Below are 18648 nucleotides of genomic sequence, written 5' to 3' on the forward strand. Positions count from 1 at the left end.
GTGCTCTCTTCAGTACGGAGTGTGGTGTGGGCGCCGCGTCAGCCGCGGACCAGGCAGAATTCGTCGTCGCTTTCGTCGATGTTTCCCGACAGCGAGATCAGGCAGAGGTGCAGTTCCTGCAGGTCCCAGTCGCGGCCCAGCCGCTGGCCCACGGACTCGCGCCGCACCACCAGCCGTCCCGGCGCGTCGATCTTCACCATGGCGGGAAAATCCGAACGTGTGGCGGCAGGGTTGTCATCAAGGATCGCGTCGATGATGGCGCGCGCCTCGTCGCTGGTTTGCAAGGCGATGAAGACGTTGTTGTTCATGGCGTGCTCCCGGCCGAAACGGATGGTGACGAGGCATTCACGACGATGCCGGCCTGCGCGGCACGCGCGATGAGCTCACCGGCGGCCTCGGCCAGGGCGGCCTCGGCCTGCTCGCCAAACGCCGCCGACGCCCACGGCCGGAAGGCATCGATCAACGTCGGCAACCAGTGCTCGATCCACTGCTTGAGCAGCGCCGCATTGGCTGGCGACTCGGCGGCTGCAGTGCGCAGGCTGGCGTCCATCCAGCGGACGTTTTCCCCGTACCAGCTTTTGGCAAATTCCGTGGACAAGGCGTAGCCGCTGGCCGCTTGCGGTGCCAGCACTTGCTCCAGGCGGCTCATGGCCAGCGGATACACCAGGCCATCGAAGAGGAAATTCTGCACGAGCAGCACTTCGAACCAGTCCGCGGTGACGAACAACTTTTCCATGCAGGCACGTATGCCCTGCCAGCACGGCTCACCCAGCCAGTCCTCCCGGGCCTGCTCAATAACGGCGGTGCCGTTGCCGTCGAGTAGCAAGCCAATCCGGGTCAGGTACTGCGCCAGGCCGAGACGATCCATGGTGTGGAAGTGCGCGGGCTGCGTGATGGCCGCACCGTAGCCGTAGGCCACCACGGCGCAGTTGTTCATGTTGCCGCCCCACTCGTAGTGGCGCAGCGGCACCAGCAGGCGAGCGAGATGCGCACGATCCGTTTCTGCGGCGTCGCGCAGCATGCCGCGGCGCTCGACGAACTCGAAGTTGCTCTCCTGCACCTCCTGCTGTTTGGCCCGCGCCTGGACGTACACGCCGTAGTAGTAATGACGAGGATCGCGGAAGGCGTACCAGTCGGCCATCACGATGGCGGTGCGGCGCGTGTCGTACAGTTCGTACTGGGGCTGCCACAGCGGCTTGTAGTGGAAATTGACCGTCGGCTGCAGGTCGAGGGTCGCTTCCTGGTAACGCGTGGCCGGCTTGTCTGCCCCGAACCGGCGCGCGATATGCGAAAAGGTCTGCCGTATCGGCTGGATGCCGCTTGTTTTGATGTCGACCTGCATGAATAGCTCCTATGATCGTTTACCGATGACGCCGGACAACTGGTTCAGCTCTCGACACCGGCTTCGCCGTAGCGCCACTTCAGCCGCTCGGCATCCGCCGCTGCGCCCTCCGGGCCGGACATGAAACGGCTGTGGTGGCGGGCGCAGAATTCGCGGAACTGCTCGGGGCGCATCACCAGCTCCACGGTCAGGTCCGGATCGCCCATGGAAAACTCGAACTGCACGAATCGCTGCCCGATGCCTCCGGTGACGCGTACCGTCGTCGCTGGTTGGCGGAGTGCTCGCTGAGGTGATGCATTCATCAGTTCTCCCCTTGCGCAGGCCGAATGCCTTGGCAATGTCATAAGAGCAATAGCCGTGCCAAGCCCGCACAAATGGCTTCACACCTCGCTTTGCCGCCATCGAGCCCGCGGCCGCCTCGGGCAGGCCTTGCGTAAATGATCAATTGGTGCAACGCAGCTTGACGATTTGCTCATGCTGCAGTGCAGTGCAAGCTATCCCGGATGCCACGGCCAGGCCTGCAAAGACCATCAAGGCAGCCTGGGCGGCGCTTTCCCCGTCACCCCTTTCTGCGATTGTTCCAATGCCAGCGACTTCCACCCGCCGCGACCTGCTTGCCTCGCTCCGATCGTTGATTCGTTTTGAATCGTCGAGCGGGCTCATCTGGCTCGACCAGAACCGCATGGTGCTTCTGCATACGGGAGCGCTGGGCGCGTTGCGACGCGAGCTACTGGAAAGCCTGGGCGAGCAGCGCGCGCGCGGCCTGCTGTTGCGCATGGGCTTTGTTTCCGGCCAGCGGGATGCGCAGCTGGCGCGCAAATTGCGCCCGGACATCGTCGATCAGGTCGAGAGCTTCAGCACTGGGCCACTGCTGCACGCGCTGGAAGGCGTGGTCAAGGTCGCCACCGTCAGGCAGGACATCGACATACAGCGCGGCCGTTTCTATGGCGAGTACCTGTGGCAGAACTCCTGGGAATGCGAATCGCACGTGCGCGAATCCGGTTATTCGGACGACCCGGAATGCTGGTCGCAGATCGGGTATGCGTCCGGCTATACCAGCGCTTTCATGAACCGCTTCATCGTCTTCAAGGAAGTGGAATGCACGGCACAAGGCGACCCCTGCTGCCGGATCGTCGGCAAGCCGGCCGAAGAGTGGCACGACCCGGACTATCTGCAGTATTTCCGTCCCGATTCGATCGCGCACGAGTTGCTCGACCTGCAGATGGAAGTCGAGCACCTGCGCTCGTCCATCACCCGGCCGCGCTACGAGGGCCCGCTGGTGGGTGCGTCGTCGAAGTTCCTCGATGCGATGGCCCTGCTCCAAAACGCCGCCCCCAGCCAGATCAGTGTGCTGCTGCTGGGCGAAACGGGCGTCGGCAAGGAAGTTTTCGCGCATTGGCTGCACAACAACGGGCCACGTGCCGACAAGCCTTTTATCGCAGTCAATTGTGGTGCCATACCCGACAACCTGATCGAAGCGGAATTGTTCGGCGTCGAGAAGGGCGCCTATACCGATGCACAGAGCACCCGCGCCGGGCGCTTCGAACGGGCCGACGGCGGCACGCTGTTCCTTGACGAAGTCGGTGACTTGCCACCCAGCGCACAGGTCAAGCTGCTGCGTGCGCTGCAATCCGGCGAGATAGAGAGGCTGGGTGGAGAACGGGTCAAGGTCGTCAACGTGCGGGTTGTCGCCGCTACCAACGTCGATCTTCTCAAGGCCGTGCAGGAGGGTCATTTCCGTGCCGACCTGTACTACCGGCTGGCCACATTCCCCATTACCATCCCGCCGTTGCGCGAACGCCGTGTGGATATCCAGTTGCTGGCAGAGCGCTTCATCGAGAAATTTTCTCGCCCCGTCGGCAAGCAGATCCGAGGCTTGAGTGATCGGGCCGTGCAGTCCCTGGTTGATTATGCATGGCCGGGCAACATCCGTGAATTGGAGAACGTCATCGAGCGTGGCGTGCTGTTGACACCTGACAACGCGGCGATCGATGAGCATCATCTTTTTCCGCACGCCGGCTCGGCAGCCGTGCAGCACTTGCAGGCCTCCGGCACGATCGGTGCCGATGCCCCTCGCCACGCCGACGCGATTGCCGAACGTGTACTGGAATCCGGCATCGGGCTCGAGGAACTGGAGGACGGCCTGCTCCGGATGGCGGTGGAGCGCTCGGGTGGCAACCTGACCCAGGCGGCGAAACTGCTCGGCATCAGTCGCGCAAAACTCGCCTACCGGATCAAATGCATGCGAGATACAGGCGAGGGGGATTGAACCGAGCGATCAAGCGGGTGAAATTTGAGCGTATAGCTTGTAGCCGCCCCAGCCGGTACCAGTCGAGCTTGTCCGCAGGGTGGAACCATAGGCGGCAGGATGCTGAATCCGACATCACCACCAGGGCCTGATCGCCGCGCAACACACTACCCTCGATAACGCATCCTGACCACGGCGTCGACATCGCTATAAAAATTCCCGTCGGGATCTCCCCCTGTCTTTTGAAAAGGGTTGAGGTCAAATGAAACGACATCAGGGTCGGCTTCTAGGAGAAGCCCGTGCTCTACAGCTAAATGACTGCAGGATCCAACGTCGTTGGGTTTCCGGACTGAAAACCGACCAAATATTCATGTTGAGTTGATGAGAGACAAAATGGGAGGAGGTTCGACATGTCCCGCTATATCAGGAACCCGGATGCGCTGTCGCGCCTGAGCCCCGAGCAGTACCGGGTGACCCAGCAGAGCGGCACGGAATATCCCGGAACCGGCGAATACCTGCACAACGCGGAACCGGGCATCTATGTCGACGTGGTGTCTGGCGAACCGCTGTTCGCCTCCTCGGACAAGTTCGAGTCCGGCTGCGGCTGGCCGAGTTTCACCAGACCGATCGAGTCGGCGAATGTCAACGAACGGCGCGACACCACGCACGGCATGATCCGCACCGAAGTGCGTTCGGTGCACGGCGACAGCCACCTTGGCCATGTCTTCCCCGACGGCCCTGCCGATCGCGGCGGCCTGCGCTACTGCATCAACTCGGCCTCGCTGCGCTTCGTCCACCGCGACGACATGGCAGCCGAAGGCTACGGCGATTACCTGGACCAGGTGGAGAACGTGCGATGACGACCGAGCGTGCGCTCCTGGCCGGCGGTTGCTTCTGGGGCATGCAGGATCTGATTCGCCGCCAGGACGGTGTCGTTTCGACGCGGGTCGGCTACAGCGGCGGCGACGTGCCGAATGCCACCTACCGCCACCATGGCAGCCATGCCGAGGCGATCGAGATCGTGTTCGATCCGGCGCGGATCGGCTATCGCACGTTGCTGGAATTCTTCTTCCAGATCCACGACCCGTCCACGCCGGACCGGCAGGGCAACGATCGCGGCAGTTCCTACCGCTCGGCGATCTTCTACACGTCGGATACCCAGAAACGCGTCGCCGAGGACACCATCGCCGACGTGGATGCCTCGGGCCTGTGGCCCGGCAAAGTGGTGACCGAGGTGGCGCCGGCCGGCGATTTCTGGGAGGCCGAGCCGGAGCACCAGGATTACCTGGAGCGTTACCCCGGCGGCTACACCTGTCACTTCATCCGGCCGGGCTGGAAACTGCCGCGCCGTCAGACGGCCGGCTGATCCGGGCGTCACCGCCCGAAAATGATTTCCTTGCCTTCATGGTCGCGGTCCCAGCCGCGCAGCTGGTCGCGGATGTGGGCGATGCCCTGGCGGCCCAGTGCATTGCGCTCCTCGTCGAGCACCTGGCCGTCCAACAGCTCGGCGAGGCGTTGCGCCGTGGGCAGCATGGCGTCCCAGGCGTCCAGTGCAGGCAACGGCGCCGGCAGGGTCATGAAGAAGCTCACCCCCGGCGTTTGCAGTGCGTCGAGCCGCGCCAGATCGAAGTTGCCGGGCTTGAGCATGTTGGCCACGCTGAAGATCGGCCCCAGCTCGCGCTTGCCGTCGACCAGGCGGTGGTAGATGCCCATGTCGCCAAATTCGAGTCCGGCCTTTTCGGCGGCGACGACGAGGTCGGCTCCGCTGAAGCGCCCTCCTTCGCGGGCCACCACGAACAGCGTGACGATGCGCTCGACCGGCAGCTGCGGCGGGCGCCGGCCGAGGTCGGAACGCGGCGCCGAGAAGGCCGCCGGCGCAGCGGGCGGAGGCGCCGGCTCGGCAACGGGCGGAACGTCCTTCGGCGGCACGGGCTCGGCGGAACTCGGCGCGCGCAGGGCATCGATGATCGAGGCGACGTGATCGGCCAGCTTGGGCGGCGTCCTCGGCCTGGCGGCCGGCGCCGGCGGCCTGGCGTGTTCGCCGGAGAGCGTGGCGCCCAGCCGCTCGAGTTCCTCGCGCAAGCCGACATCCAGCTCGCCCTGCTGCGGCGGGATATCGCCGATGAACGGCCCGTCGACGGCCGGTCCGCCGCCCTGCCCGCCCAGCGTGGGTTCGCGGCGCTCGCCGGCGGCGTGCGGCCCCGGCGCGCCCCGGCGCTTGCCCTGCTCCTTCTTCGGCTGGCCGAACAACCAGATCAGCGCCAGCACGATGACGCCGACGATCAGCAGCGGAATGCCGACGGCGGGGTTCCAGGCAAGGGCGGTCACGGGTTGCAGCGTCATCATGGGATCCTCAGGCAGCTCCTGCCAGTTTAGCCGCTTCGGCCAGGTCCACCTGCACCAGCCGCGACACGCCCGGTTCGCGCATGGTCACGCCGCACAGCTGGCTGGCCGCCTCCATGGTGGCCTTGTTGTGGCTTATGAAGATGAACTGCACCTTTTCGCTCATCTCGCGCACCATGCCGGAGAAGCGCCCCACGTTCGCCTCGTCCAGCGGCGCGTCCACCTCGTCGAGCAGGCAGAACGGCGCGGGATTGAGGCTGAAGATCGCGAACACCAGCGACACCGCGGTGAGCGCCTTCTCGCCGCCGGACAGCAGGGTGATGTTGGACACGCGCTTGCCCGGCGGCCGCGCCATGATCGACACGCCGGTGTTGAGCAGGTCGTCGCCGGTCAGTTCCAGGTAGGCATGGCCGCCGCCGAACAGGCGCGGGAACAGTTCCTGCACGCCGGCGTTGACCTTGTCGAAGGTTTCCTTGAAGCGCTGGCGGGTCTCGCGGTCGATCTTCTTGATCGCGCCTTCCAGCGTTTCCATCGCACTGGTGAGGTCGGCGAGCTGGTTGTCCAGGTAGGTCTTGCGCTCGCTCTGCTCGGCGTGTTCCTGGATCGCGGCCAGGTTCACCGGCTCCAGCCGCACGATCTTCTGGCCGATCTCGTTGAGCTGCGCGCGCCACTGGTTCGCGTCGATATTCTCGGCCAGTTCGGCCAGCAGGGTTTCCAGCGCCAGGCCGGATGCGGCGATCGCCTCGGCCAGCTGTTCGGCGCGCAGTTGCAGCGCCTGGGCGGCGAGGCGCTTCTCGGAGAGGCCCTCGCGCAGGCTGGCCAGGCCCTGCTCCGCCAGGTGCCGCTGCTGCTCCAGCTTGCGGAATTCGACGTCGCAGTCTTCCAGCGCGCGGCGCGCCTCGACCAGCTGCCTGTCGACCAGCAGGCGCTGATCCAGGTAAGCCTGCCGCTCGGCTTCGAGTTCGGCGATCGGGTCGGAGCCGGCGGCGAGCTGTTCGCTGATCTCGTTGCGGCGCGCCTCGATCTGGCGCAATTGGGCGTCCATGCGGCCCAGCGTCTGTTCCAGCGAGCCCAGCGAGGAGCGCTTCGACTCCAGCGCCAGCGCCAGCGCATGCGACTGCTCGGCGGCCTCGCGCGCATTCATGCGCGCCTCTTCGCGCGCTTCGAGCAGCGTGCGCCGCTCGTTCTCCAGTTCGCGGCGCTGGTCTTCCTGGTCGCCCATCAGGCCGACCGACTCGTCCAGCCGCGCGCGCGCCTCGCGGGCCTGGTTCTGCAATTCGTCGAGCTGGGCCGCGAGATCGCCCAGTTCGCCGCTGACCTTCTCGGCGCGGGCACGGGCGGTTTCCAGCTTGCCGCGATGGCTTTGCAGCTGGCCGGCCAGCTCGGACTGGCGGCGATGGGCGTTGTACAGCTCGCGCTGCGCGTCGTCGCGCGCGCGCTCCGCCTCGAACTTGCTGGTGCGCAGCGTATCCAGCCGTTCGCTGGACTCCTCCAGCTGCGCCTCCAGCGTGGCGACCTGCTCGGTGAGCAGGCGCAGCTCGCGCTCGCGCGCCAGCACGCCGACCTGGCTGCCCTGCGCACGGCGCACCCGCGCCCAGCCCGGCCCCAGCCATTCGCCGCCGCGGGTGATCACCGACTGGTACGGCGCCAGCGCGGACAGTGAAGCCACGCGCTGATGCGCCTCGCCCAGCGACTCGGCGGTCAATACATGGCCAAGGATCGCCAGCGCCGCCGCCGGCCCGCGCACGTGGGCGGCCAGCGTGCCGGCGGTGTTGGCGCCGCCGTCGGCGGCGTCTAGCAGCGCCACGTCGGCGTTCTGGAGCGCGTCGAATTCGGTGGCCAGCGCGTGTGATCCGTCCACCAGCACGCTGTCGAGGAAGCCGCTCAACGCGGTTTCCACCGCGGTTTCCCACCCCGCCTCGACCTGCAGCGATTCGCCGAGGCGGCGCGAGCGGTCCAGCCCCAGCCGTGCCAGCCAGCCGCTGGCGGCGCTTTCCTCCTGGCCCAGCGCGGCGTGCTGCAGCGCCTCCAGCGAGGCATGGCGGCCGCGTGCCGCCTGCAGCTGCTGGCGCGCCTCGTTCAGCGCCGACTGCACCTGGCGCTCTTCCTCCAGCACCTTCTCGTGGCCGGACTTGTGCTGGTCGAGCAGGCTGCCCAGGGTCTCGACGCGTTCGCGCTGGGTGTCGTGTTCGTCGATCAGCTGCTGGCCGGCGGCGTCCAGCGCGGCCACGTCGGTGGCCTTCTGCTCCGCTTCCAGCGCCTCGCGCCGGCGCGACAGGTCGATCGCCTGGCGATCGAGGTAGTTGAGCCTGGTGCGCTCCACCTCGGCCGCGCGGTTGGATTCGCCGGCGTTGCGGGTATGGCTGTCCCAGCGCTGCTGCCAGTCGGCCAGCTTCGCCTCGGTGCTGCGCTGGGCTTCGGCGGTGTCGTCCTGCAGCTGCTGCAGGGCTTCGAGTTTCGGCTCGCCTTCGGCCAGCGCCAGGCGCAGCGCCTCGACCTGACCGCGGTCGGTGGCGATGTGCGCGGCCAGCTCGGCATGCTCGCGCTCGGCGTCGCCGTGGGCACGCTGCAGGCGGTCGGCGGTCTCCTTGTTGTAGCGCACCTGCTGCTCGACCCGGGCGATCTCGGCGCCGACCTTGTACACCTCGGCCTGCACCGCGTTCAGGTGCTCGTTGGCGTCGGTATGGCGTTCGCGCACGCTTTCCAGCTGCGCCTCGATCTGGCGCTGGCCGGCCAGCTGCTTCTCGATCTCGATCTCGGCGGCGGTGAGCACTTCGCCCTCGCCCGCGTGCTGGCTCTTCAGGCCGCGGTACTCCAGCGCGCGCAGTTCGGCCTCCTTGTGCGTCTGTTCTTCCTTCAGCGCCTTCCAGCGCTCGGCGGCACGGGCCTGGCGGTTCAGGTGTTCGAGCTGCTTGTCCACCTCGTCGCGCACGTCCTTAACGCGGTCGAGGTTCTCGCGGGTGGCCTTGATGCGGCTCTCAGTTTCCTTGCGCCGCTCCTTGTACTTGGAGATGCCGGCGGCTTCCTCCAGATGCGTGCGCAACTCCTCCGGGTGCGCCTCGATGATCTGGCTGATCATGCCCTGCTCGATGATCGAGTAGCTGCGCGGACCCAGGCCGGTGCCGAGGAACAGGTCGGTGATGTCGCGCCGGCGGCAGCGCGCGCCGTTGAGGAAGTAGGCGGACTGGCCGTCGCGGGTGACCTGGCGCTTCACCGAGATCTCGGCGTACTGGCCGTACTCGCCCTGGATCGAGCCGTCGGCGTTGTCGAAGATCAGCTCGACCGTGGCCTGCCCCACCGGCTTGCGCGTGTTGGAACCGGAGAAGATCACGTCGGTCAGCGAATCGCCGCGCAGGCGGCTGGCCGCGCTCTCGCCCATCACCCAGCGGATCGCGTCGATGATGTTGGATTTGCCGCAACCGTTCGGGCCGACCACGCCGATCATGTTGCTCGGCAGGTGCAGGGTGGTGGGGTCCACGAAGGACTTGAAACCGGCGAGTTTGATCGTGGTCAGGCGCATGCGGTCGTCATGGGGTCATCGGTCTTGCCCGCGCAGGTCGGGCGACAAGGCACTGTGCCAAACGCGGGGCGGCGCTGCAATGCATTCCTGAATGTGGTGTTACTTTAGAAATACAGTTTATATTATTGTATTTGTTGATATTTTACTTTGCGTCGATCGACAGGGCATGGATGCCCTCGTCCATCAATCCGTCGAGCGCGGCGTAGATCATCCGGTGGCGCCTGATCGGCGACTGGCCGGCGAAGGCGGTGCTGACGATGCGCACGTGGAAGTGGCCCTTGCCCTCCCCCGCATGGCCGGCATGCTTGTGGCCCTCGTCCAGCACTTCCAGCTCGGAAGGCGCAAAGGCGGCCTGCAGGCGCGCGCGGATCTGCTCGATGACGGGCGCTGCGCTCACGGCAGCACTTTGCGGAACGGCTTGACCGTGGTTTCGCGGTAGACGCCAGCGGCGATGTACGGATCGGCAGCGGCCCAGGCCTGCGCTTCCGTCAGCGAGGAAAACTCGGCCACGATCAGGCTGCCGCTGAAGCCGGCCGGGCCCGGGTCCTCCGCGTCGATCGCCGGGAACGGCCCGGCCAGCAGCATGCGGCCTTCATCCTGCAGTTGCTGCAGGCGCGCCAAGTGCGCCTGCCGCGCGGACTTGCGCGCTTCCAGCGAGCCGGGGTGATCGGTGCCGATGATCGCGTACCACATGGTTCAGGCCTCCGGGCGCATGTAGGGAAACAGCAGCACGTCGCGAATCGAGGCGGAGCCGGTCAGCAGCATCACCAGCCGGTCGATGCCGATGCCGAGACCGCCGGTGGGCGGCAGGCCCACTTCCAGCGCGCGGATGTAGTCGGCGTCGAAATGCATCGCCTCGTCGTCGCCGGCATCCTTCGCGTCGACCTGGGCCTGGAAGCGAGCGGCCTGGTCTTCCGGGTCGTTCAACTCCGAGAAGCCGTTGGCCAGTTCCTTGCCGTTGATGAACAGCTCGAAGCGGTCGGTGATGCCCTTGTCGGTATCGCTCTCGCGCGCCAGCGGCGACACCTCGACCGGATGGTCGGTGATGAAGGTGGGCTGGACCAGGGTGTGCTCGACGGTCTTCTCGAAGATCTCCAGCAGCAGCTTGCCCCAGCCGTAGCCGGGCTTCACCTGCACGTGCAGGCGTTTCGCGTGCGCGGCCATCGCCTCGCGGTCGCGCAGCTCCTCGCGGCTGATCTCCGGGTTGTGCTCCAGCACGGCGTCTTCCATGCGCCAGCGGCGGAATGCCGGACCGACGTCGATCGCCGCGCCGTCCCATTCCAGTTGCGTGGTGCCCAGCACAGCCTGCGCGGTATCGCGGATCACCGCCTCGGTGAGGTCCATGATCTCGTGATAGGTGGCGTAGGCCTGGTACAGCTCCAGCATGGTGAATTCGGGGTTGTGCCGGGTCGACACGCCCTCGTTGCGGAAGTTGCGGTTGATCTCGTAGACGCGGTCGAAGCCGCCGACCACCAGCCGCTTGAGATACAGCTCCGGCGCCACGCGCAGGTACAGGTCGATGTCCAGCGCGTTGTGATGGGTGGTGAACGGCTTGGCCGTGGCGCCGCCGGGGATCACGTGCATCATCGGCGTTTCCACTTCCATGAAGCGGCGCGACGGTGCTTCCAGCCACTGGCGCATGTAGCCGATGATCCGCGAGCGCAGCATGAAGGTGCGCCGTGCTTCCTCGGTGACGATCAGGTCGACGTAGCGCTGGCGATAGCGCTGCTCCACGTCGGCCAGGCCGTGGAACTTGTCCGGCAGCGGGCGCAGGCTCTTGGTCAGCAGGCGCAGCTGGTCGACACGGACGGAGAGCTCGCCGGTCTTGGTGCGCATCAGCACGCCCTCGGCGCCCACGATGTCGCCCGCGTCCCAGCCCTTGAATGCCTCGTAGGCCTCGCCCAGCGTGCCCTGGTGGATGAACAGCTGGATGCGCCCGCTGAAATCCTGCAACTGCACGAAACTGACCTTGCCCTGCACGCGCTTGAGCACGATGCGCCCGGCCATCTTCACCCGGCGTGCCAGCGCGTCGACGACTTCAGCCGTGTGCGTCTCCTTGTCGGCAAATTCGGCCTGCAGGTCGCCGGCGAAACTGTCGACCTTGAAGTCGTTGGGGAACGCGATGCCCTGCCCACGCAGCGCCTTGAGTTTCTCGCGACGCTCGGCGACAAGTCGGTTGACGTCCGGCTTGTTCTCGTCGATGGGAAGGGTATCGGTCGTTTCGCTCATGGGGATTCCAATGCTGCCTGCGCTCCTGCCGGCTGGCGGGCGCTTTCTCGTCTGTCTGGCGGTTGTCGACTTGATCTGCCGGTGTCTCCGCACCGCCGCCGTGCGTCAGCCGTCCTTGCCGAACACCTGCTTGACCGCGTGCTTGGTCGCGTCCCAGCCTTCGCGCGCGCCGTGACCCACGGCGACGCCGGCCTTCTTCGCGCCGTGGCCGATGCCGGTGCCGGCTTCCTTCGCGCCGTGGCCGACCTTCTTGGCGACACGCTTGGTCGCGTGGCCGACATCGCGGGTGCCGTCGGCGACGCCATGGCCGACCGCCTTGGCATCCTGCTTGATGCCTTGCCCGGCGCTGCCCTGCTGCGACTGTGCTGCCGCGCCGAACGCCGCCAGCGCGGCAGAAGCGATCAGGATTGCGCAGATCTTCTTGCTGTTCATGCGAGCCACCTCGTCAGTGAGTGGAGCGGAAGGAAGCGGAGGTCACGCGTCGATGCGTTTGGCACCGGCCTCGAGGCCGGATTTCAGGCTCGCCTCGATGAACTCGTCGAGGTCGCCATCGAGCACCTTCTGGGTGTCGGAACGCTCGATGCCGGTGCGCAGGTCCTTGATGCGGCTCTGGTCCAGCACGTAGTTGCGGATCTGGCTGCCCCAGCCGATGTCGGACTTGGTGGCTTCCAGCGCGTCCTTCTCCGCATTGCGTTTCTGGATCTCGAGCTCGTACAGCTTGGCGGCCAGCATCTTCATCGCGGTGTCGCGGTTCTGATGCTGGCTGCGGCCGGTCTGGCAGGCCACCACGGTATTGGTCGGGATGTGCGTGATGCGCACCGCCGACTCGGTCTTGTTGACGTGCTGGCCACCGGCGCCGGAGGAGCGGTACACGTCGGTGCGCAGGTCGGCCGGATTGATGTCAATCTCGATGTCGTCATCGACCTCCGGCGAGACGAACACTGAGGTGAAGCTGGTGTGCCGCCGGTTGTCCGAGTCGAACGGGCTCTTGCGCACCAGCCGATGCACGCCGATCTCGGTCTTCAGCCAGCCGTAGGCGTAGTCGCCCTCCACGCGGAACGTGGCGGACTTGATGCCGGCCACGTCGCCACCGGAGACCTCCATCAACTCGGTCTTCCAGCCGCGGTTCTCGCACCAGCGCAGGTACATGCGCAGCAGCATCTCGGCCCAGTCCTGCGCCTCGGTGCCGCCGGCGCCGGCCTGGATGTCGACGAACGCGTTCATCGCGTCCATCTTGCCGGAGAACATGCGCTGGAACTCCAGCTTGCCGACCTGCGATTCCAGCTTGGCCAGGTCGCCGGTCACCGATTGCGCGGTGTCGTCGTCGCCGTCGGCGATCGCCATCTCCAGCAGGTCACCGGCGTCATTCAGCCCGGCGGTCAGCGTGTCGATGCCGTGGACGATGGTGTGCAGGCGGGCGCGCTCGCGGCCCAGCTCCTGCGCGCGCGCCGGATCGTCCCACACGGTGGGACTCTCCAGTTCGCGGGTTACTTCTTCCAGACGTTCGCTTTTCGTAGCGTAGTCAAAGATACCCCCTAAGCGACTCGACGCGGCCACGAAGGTCGGCGATCTGCGCAAGGATGGGATTGGTCTCGATCATGGTGAAATCATTGTTGGAGGCAAGCACACAAGAATAACAGACCCGTTTGCCGCAGGCGCCCCCGCGTCGTAGGGCGGGCAGTGCCCGCCGCTCTTAGCCATGACCGGTCAAAAGCCGGCGGGCAGTGCCCGCCCTACGATCAGCCGGCCGCATTCACGCCAGCGCCTGGGCGTGGACACCTTTCACGGCCCGCCCGGACGGGTCGGCCGCGTTCGCGAACGCCGGGTCCCACGCCAGCGCGGCGGGCGAGGAACAGGCGATCGACTTGCCGCCGGGCACCGTGGCTGCGCAGGCTTCGCCGGGGAAATGCTGCTCGAAGATGCGCCGGTAGAAGTACGCCTCCTTGGTCGCCGGCGTGTTGAACGGGTAGCGCGCCGCCGCCGCGGCGAACTCGCGGTCGCTGACTGCCTGCTCCGCGTGCGCCTTCAATCCGTCGATCCAGCCGTAACCCACGCCGTCGCTGAACTGTTCCTTCTGCCGCCACAGGATTTCCTTCGGCAAGGCGCCGTCGAACGCCTCGCGCAACACGTGCTTCTCGATCTTGCCGTGGCCGGCCATCTTGCGCGCGGCGTCCAGCCCCATCGCCACGTCGATGAACTCCAGGTCCAGGAACGGCACGCGCGCTTCCACGCCCCAGGCCATCATCGCCTTGTTCGCGCGCAGGCAGTCGTAGCTGTGCAGCGCGTCGAGCTTGCGCACGGTCTCCTCGTGGAAGGCCTCCGCCGAAGGCGCCTTGTGGAAGTACAGGTAGCCGCCGAAGATCTCGTCCGAGCCTTCCCCCGACAGCACCATCTTCACGCCCATCGCCTTGATCCGCCGCGCCAGCAGGTACATCGGGGTGGCAGCACGGATGGTTGTCACGTCGTAGGTCTCGATGTGGCGGATCACCTCCGGCAATGCGTCGAGCCCCTCCCAGAACGTGTAGACGAAGCCGTGGTGCACGGTGCCCAGTGCGTCGGCGGCGACCTGGGCGGCAGCCAGGTCGGGCGAGCCTTCCAGCCCGATCGCGAAGGAATGCAGGCGCGGCCACCAGGCTTCGCTGCGGTCGTCGTCCTCGACCCGCTCGCGCGCGAAGCGTGCGGCGCAGGCGGCGACCAGCGAGGAATCCAGGCCGCCCGACAGCAGCACGCCGTAGGGCACGTCGGTCATCAACTGCCGATGCACGGCCTGCTCGAAGGCCTGGCGCAAGGCCGGCGCCGCCACCTCATGGCCGCGCGTGGCGGCATAGTCGCGCCACGGCTTTTCGTAGTATTGCCGCAGTTCGCCGCTGGCGCTGTCGTAGATGTGGCCAGGCGGGAACGCTGCCACGTCCGCGCACACGCCGACCAGCGCCTTCATCTCCGAGGCCACGCACAACCGGCCCTGCGCATCGTGTCCCCAGTACAAAGGGCACACGCCGATCGGGTCGCGCGCAATCAGGTAGCGCTGCGCCGCGCCATCCCACAATGCGAACGCGAAGATGCCGTTGAGCCTGCCCACGAAGTCGCTGCCCTGCGCGCGGTACAGCGCGTTGATCACTTCGCAGTCCGAACCGGTGGTGAAGTCGTAGTCCAGTCCGGATGCCAGCTCGCGGTGGTTGTAGATCTCGCCGTTCACCGCCAGCGCCAGCGCGCCGTCGCGCGAGCGCAGCGGCTGCGCGCCGCTGGCCGGGTCGACGATGGCCAACCGCTCGTGCACCAGGATCACCCCGGCGTCGACGAACACCCCGCTCCAGTCCGGCCCGCGATGGCGCTGCCGCTGCGACAGCTCCAGCGCCTGCCGGCGCAGCGCCGCCAGGTCGTCGCCCGGCTGCAGGTCGAATATTCCAAAGATCGAACACATCTGATGTCTCCATTTGCGTTCGTCCCTGATCGCGAGGGTCAAAGCGGGTATCCATGCCCGCATTTTTCAGAAACAGCACGGTCTTTCCGTGCCGCACGCCAAAACGACGAAGGCCCGCACTGGGCGGGCCTTCGTCGCGTATTTTTCGTGGAGACTTGAAGCTACGCGCGGGCCCGCCAACGGTTGGCGTTATTGTTCGCGCGATTATTGTTGTTGCCGGCCAGCACGAAGCCCCGCGCGGAAAGCGCAGTGGAGTTCAGGGTGCTGGCGGCGACGGGATGCATGACGCAACTTCAACAGATTCGCCGGCGCTTGGCAAGTGCTTCCGGCACCAGTGCCGTGCGCGTCAGTTGTCACCCGGGGCCATGATCCAGCGCGTGGCATCCTCGATGTCCGCACCGTGGAACAGGCGGAACTGCGCCGGAATGGCGAAACTGAAGGCGATCGCCGTGCCGCGCAGCCAGGGCACATCGGTGACCAGCGCGACGCGATCCCAGCCACTGAAGTGGCGCATGCCCAGCTTGGCGTCGTCCCACATCGCGCCGGGGTCGAACCCGGTGAAGTCATCGGCGGTGACGTACAGCAGGCGCAGCTTGCGGTTGAGCGCGAACGCCGCCTCGACCTCGGGCACGATGATGTTCTCGTAATCCGCCGCCGTCACCTGGGCGTGGGCGCGGAAGCCCAGCGTGCCGGCCGGCAAACCTTCGATCTGTGCGATCACGGGCATTCTCCGCGGGTGGGGATCGCCAGTGTGGCCTCCCCTATGTGAAAACGCGGTAGGAATCTGGGAACGGACTCAGGCCGGCTCGATGTGCCGCAGCAGCAGGCGCGGCGTCTCGCGCCCCTGCCAATCGTTGATGGTCAGTTCGTAGGCCGCACGCAGCCGCGGCGGCGGCGGCTGGCCGTGGTACGCGTTGAACATCACCGCGTCGTGCACGGCGCCGTCGCGCGGATCGCGCAGTTGCAGGCGCAGGTGGCCTTCACCCATCACTTTCCAGCCAACGCACTCGAACAGGTTGTCGAACAGCGGTTCGGGGAAGGCTTGCCCCCACGGCCCCGCGGCGCGCAGTTGCCGGGCCAGCGCCAGCGTGGCCGCACCGGGCGGCAGCTCGCCGTCGGTGTAGAGCACTGCCTGCAGGCGCTCGGGCTCGATCAGCTCGCGCGCGATCGCGTCGAAGGCGGCGGCGAAGCGCGGGTAGTCGTCGACCTTCAGGCTCAGCCCTGCGGCCATCGCGTGGCCGCCGAAGCGCTCGATCAGGCCGGGCTGGCGCGCGTCGATCGCGGCCAGCGCGTCGCGGATGTGGAACCCGGGGATCGAGCGCGCCGAGCCACGCAGTTGGGTGTTACCTGCGCGCACTTCCTGTGCGCCAGAATCAAAAGGCGGCGATCCCTCGCCGCACTCTTCAATGCCGGCGGGCGCGAACGCGATCACCGGGCGGTGCAGCCGCTCCTTCAGCTTGGAGGCGACCAGGCCGACCACGCCGGCGTGCCACGACGGCTCGAACAGGACCACGCCCACCGCGTCGGTGGGGCCGAGGCCGGCGACCATCACCTCGGCCTCGGCCACCATCGACGCCTGCAGGTCGCGCCGCTCGCGGTTGATCGCGTCGAGCTGCCCGGCATGGCGGCGCGCCTGCGCCACGTCGTCGGTGAGCAGGCATGCCACGCCGAGGCGCATGTCCTCCAGCCGCCCTGCCGCATTCAGCCGCGGCCCCACGGCAAAGGCCAGGTCGGTGGAACAGAGCGTGGCCACGCTGCGCTTGCCGGCCTCGACCAGCGCATTGATGCCTGCACAGGCACGGCCGCTGCGCATGCGCTGCAGGCCAGCCTCTACCAGCACGCGGTTGTTGAAATCCAGCGGCACCAGGTCGGCCACCGTGCCCAGCGCGACCAGGTCGAGCAAGCCCGAAAGATCGGGTTCCGTGCTGTTGCGATCATCCTGATCGCGGGATTCAAACAACGCCTCTCCTCGTGCGCACTTCCCGGTCCGTGCGAACCACCCGCTCTCGCGTAGCCGCGCACGCAGGGCGAGCAGCAGGTAGAACATCACGCCGACGCCTGCCAGCGCCTTGCTGGGGAACGCATCGCCGGCGAGGTTCGGATTGACCATCGCGTCGCAAGCCGGCAACTGTTCACCGGGCAGATGGTGATCGGTGACGATGACCTTGATGCCGCGCGCCTTCGCCGCCGCCACGCCGGCAACGCTGGCCACGCCATTGTCGACGGTGACGATGAGCTGCGGCGTGGGCTGCATCGACGCCACGAACGTTGCACTCAGTCCGTAGCCATGCACGAAGCGGTTCGGGATCGCGTAATCCACCCGCTTCGCACCGAGCAGGCGCAGCCCGCGCACCGCCACTGCGGTGCCGGTGGCGCCGTCGCAGTCGTAGTCGCCGGCGATCAGGATGGTCCAGTCGTCGCGGATCGCCTCGGTCAGCAGCTCGACCGCCGGCGCCATGCCGCCCAGCAACTGCGGCGAAAGCATTCGCGCCAATCGATGCTCGACCTGACCGGGTTCCAGCACGCCGCGCGCGGCGTAGACCTGCTGCAGCACCGGGTGCACCGAATCCGGCCAGCCATGCGGCGCGCCCCTGCTTTCGCGCCGGCGCAGCTGAAGCACGCTCAACGCCCTGCCCCGCGCCACAGGCGCCAGCGATGCCGGGGTTTGTGCAGCCAGCGTTCGCCGCTGGCGAAATGCAGCACGACGGACTGGCGATCGAGCAGTGGCAGCAGCATCGGCCACCAGCGCGTGGCAATCTCCTGCGCCGGCAGGTCCTGCAGGTCGATCAGCCCACCGGCCCCGCCGCGGGCGATCGCCTCGGCCGCGCGCGACTGCTGGGCAATGCCGGCACGTGCGGCCAGCGCGCGCAGCAGCAGATCGTCGCTGATCACGCCCGCCAGTTCGCTGGTCGCGGGCGGCGGCAGGCGCCCGCCACCCCACAGCCACAGGCTGTTGACCGGCGACTGGCCGCGCGCCTGCCGCGCGGCGTTCAGCGGATGCTGGTGCAGCAGCACTTGCACATCGTTGAGCAGCACGCGCCAGCGGCGTCCTTGCGCGCCCTGCGGCAGATGCTGGGCCAGGTCTTCGCCCAGCGCCTGCTCGGGCGCGGCGAGGCCGGGCAGCGGCGTATCGGCCGGCAGACGCAGGTGCCAGTGGTCCGGCGTGGAAAGCTCCAGCTGCATGCCGGCCTCGTCGAACACCGGCCGCAGCGGCTCGGCCAGCGCACGTGCTTCATCCATGTCCAGGCCCATGCGGCCGCAGGCGAGCAGGCGCACGCCGTTCATGTCCGGCTGTACCCAGGCCGGATCAGCCGCCAGCCAGAGCTCGTCGCCCACATCGCCGGCGATGAACTCGCGGGTGATCGCCGCGGCCGGCACGCTGGCGTCGACGCCGGAAAAATGTTCGCCCAGGCCGCTGAGGTAGCCGACGACGCCGTCCGGCAGGCGGTCGGCGCGGGGCAGCCATGCACGCAGCGGATGCGCCGGCTCGACGTGGGCCAAAGAGGGCAGCCACAGTTGCAGCGATCGCTCCGGTTTGGACATGT

17 protein-coding genes are annotated in these 18648 nt (G+C 67.1%); 3 read left to right on the forward strand and 14 right to left on the reverse strand.

Annotation, left to right across the window (positions count from 1 at the left end):
* Window positions 1-38 precede the first annotated feature (38 nt).
* From AC1Q5A_RS07475 to AC1Q5A_RS07485, 3 genes are read right to left on the reverse strand one after another with little or no spacing between them, the layout of a single operon-like run.
* Window positions 39-308, reverse strand: a complete 270-nt coding sequence (locus AC1Q5A_RS07475; protein ID WP_492699787.1) for an MmoB/DmpM family protein — start codon at window positions 306-308, stop codon at window positions 39-41.
* Entirely contained in the window at window positions 305-1342 is a 1038-nt protein-coding gene (locus tag AC1Q5A_RS07480) for an aromatic/alkene monooxygenase hydroxylase subunit beta (protein WP_492699789.1), read from the reverse strand. Before AC1Q5A_RS07480 ends, AC1Q5A_RS07475 begins: the two co-directional genes overlap by 4 nt.
* A gap of 44 nt (window positions 1343-1386) precedes the next feature.
* Window positions 1387-1644 carry a phenol hydroxylase subunit gene (locus AC1Q5A_RS07485; RefSeq protein ID WP_492699790.1) on the reverse strand — a complete coding sequence of 86 codons (258 nt, stop codon included), beginning with the start codon at window positions 1642-1644 and terminating at the stop codon, window positions 1387-1389.
* A gap of 281 nt (window positions 1645-1925) precedes the next feature.
* On the opposite strand from AC1Q5A_RS07485, the gene AC1Q5A_RS07490 reads away from it, so the two are divergent.
* The 3 genes from AC1Q5A_RS07490 (at window position 1926) to msrA (ending at window position 4956) form a co-directional block, all read left to right on the forward strand.
* The gene (locus AC1Q5A_RS07490; RefSeq protein WP_492699792.1) at window positions 1926-3611 is read left to right on the forward strand and encodes a sigma 54-interacting transcriptional regulator; all 1686 of its coding nucleotides are present in this window, start codon (window positions 1926-1928) and stop codon (window positions 3609-3611) included.
* A 389-nt stretch (window positions 3612-4000) separates the two neighbouring features.
* Window positions 4001-4450, forward strand: coding sequence for a peptide-methionine (R)-S-oxide reductase MsrB (gene msrB / locus AC1Q5A_RS07495; protein WP_492699794.1), 450 nt, complete (start codon window positions 4001-4003; stop codon window positions 4448-4450).
* Complete coding sequence (msrA, locus tag AC1Q5A_RS07500; protein WP_492699796.1) at window positions 4447-4956, forward strand: peptide-methionine (S)-S-oxide reductase MsrA; 510 nt, start codon at window positions 4447-4449, stop codon at window positions 4954-4956. Before msrB ends, msrA begins: the two co-directional genes overlap by 4 nt.
* A gap of 8 nt (window positions 4957-4964) precedes the next feature.
* Here msrA and zipA read toward each other — a convergent pair whose 3' ends face one another.
* From zipA to AC1Q5A_RS07555, 11 genes are all read right to left on the reverse strand, one after another.
* On the reverse strand, window positions 4965-5933 hold the full coding sequence (gene zipA, locus AC1Q5A_RS07505; RefSeq protein WP_492699798.1) for a cell division protein ZipA: 969 nt from the start codon (window positions 5931-5933) through the stop codon (window positions 4965-4967).
* Between the two features lie 10 nt (window positions 5934-5943).
* On the reverse strand, window positions 5944-9453 hold the full coding sequence (gene smc / locus AC1Q5A_RS07510; protein ID WP_492699800.1) for a chromosome segregation protein SMC: 3510 nt from the start codon (window positions 9451-9453) through the stop codon (window positions 5944-5946).
* Window positions 9454-9595: 142 nt separating this feature from the next.
* Window positions 9596-9850: a BolA family protein gene (locus AC1Q5A_RS07515; RefSeq protein WP_492699802.1), complete on the reverse strand. Its 255-nt coding sequence runs from the start codon at window positions 9848-9850 to the stop codon at window positions 9596-9598.
* Window positions 9847-10146: a YciI family protein gene (locus AC1Q5A_RS07520; RefSeq protein WP_492699804.1), complete on the reverse strand. Its 300-nt coding sequence runs from the start codon at window positions 10144-10146 to the stop codon at window positions 9847-9849. Before AC1Q5A_RS07520 ends, AC1Q5A_RS07515 begins: the two co-directional genes overlap by 4 nt.
* 3 nt (window positions 10147-10149) lie before the next feature.
* Window positions 10150-11682 carry a lysine--tRNA ligase gene (lysS, locus tag AC1Q5A_RS07525; RefSeq protein WP_492699806.1) on the reverse strand — a complete coding sequence of 511 codons (1533 nt, stop codon included), beginning with the start codon at window positions 11680-11682 and terminating at the stop codon, window positions 10150-10152.
* 105 nt (window positions 11683-11787) lie between these two features.
* Window positions 11788-12114, reverse strand: coding sequence for a hypothetical protein (locus tag AC1Q5A_RS07530; RefSeq protein WP_492699808.1), 327 nt, complete (start codon window positions 12112-12114; stop codon window positions 11788-11790).
* 42 nt (window positions 12115-12156) lie between these two features.
* Window positions 12157-13282 (reverse strand): peptide chain release factor 2 gene (gene prfB, locus AC1Q5A_RS07535; RefSeq protein ID WP_492699810.1). Its coding sequence is split into 2 segments (ribosomal slippage): window positions 12157-13206 and window positions 13208-13282, totalling 1125 coding nucleotides; the frame shifts between segments, so codons are not numbered across the junction.
* Between the two features lie 153 nt (window positions 13283-13435).
* A complete protein-coding gene (gene asnB / locus AC1Q5A_RS07540) occupies window positions 13436-15103 on the reverse strand; it encodes an asparagine synthase B (RefSeq protein WP_492699812.1) in 1668 nt (555 codons plus the stop codon).
* Between the two features lie 346 nt (window positions 15104-15449).
* Window positions 15450-15824, reverse strand: a complete 375-nt coding sequence (locus AC1Q5A_RS07545; protein ID WP_492699814.1) for a SpoIIAA family protein — start codon at window positions 15822-15824, stop codon at window positions 15450-15452.
* A gap of 75 nt (window positions 15825-15899) precedes the next feature.
* Window positions 15900-17729, reverse strand: coding sequence for a single-stranded-DNA-specific exonuclease RecJ (locus tag AC1Q5A_RS07550; RefSeq protein WP_492699816.1), 1830 nt, complete (start codon window positions 17727-17729; stop codon window positions 15900-15902).
* The gene (locus AC1Q5A_RS07555) at window positions 17726-18646 is read right to left on the reverse strand and encodes a phosphoglycerate mutase (RefSeq protein ID WP_492699818.1); all 921 of its coding nucleotides are present in this window, start codon (window positions 18644-18646) and stop codon (window positions 17726-17728) included. The genes AC1Q5A_RS07550 and AC1Q5A_RS07555 overlap by 4 nt, the downstream gene beginning before the upstream one ends.
* Between the last annotated feature and the right edge of the window lie 2 nt (window positions 18647-18648).

It is taken from the genome of Rhodanobacter sp. GW835-FHT13D09, from assembly GCF_058793995.1.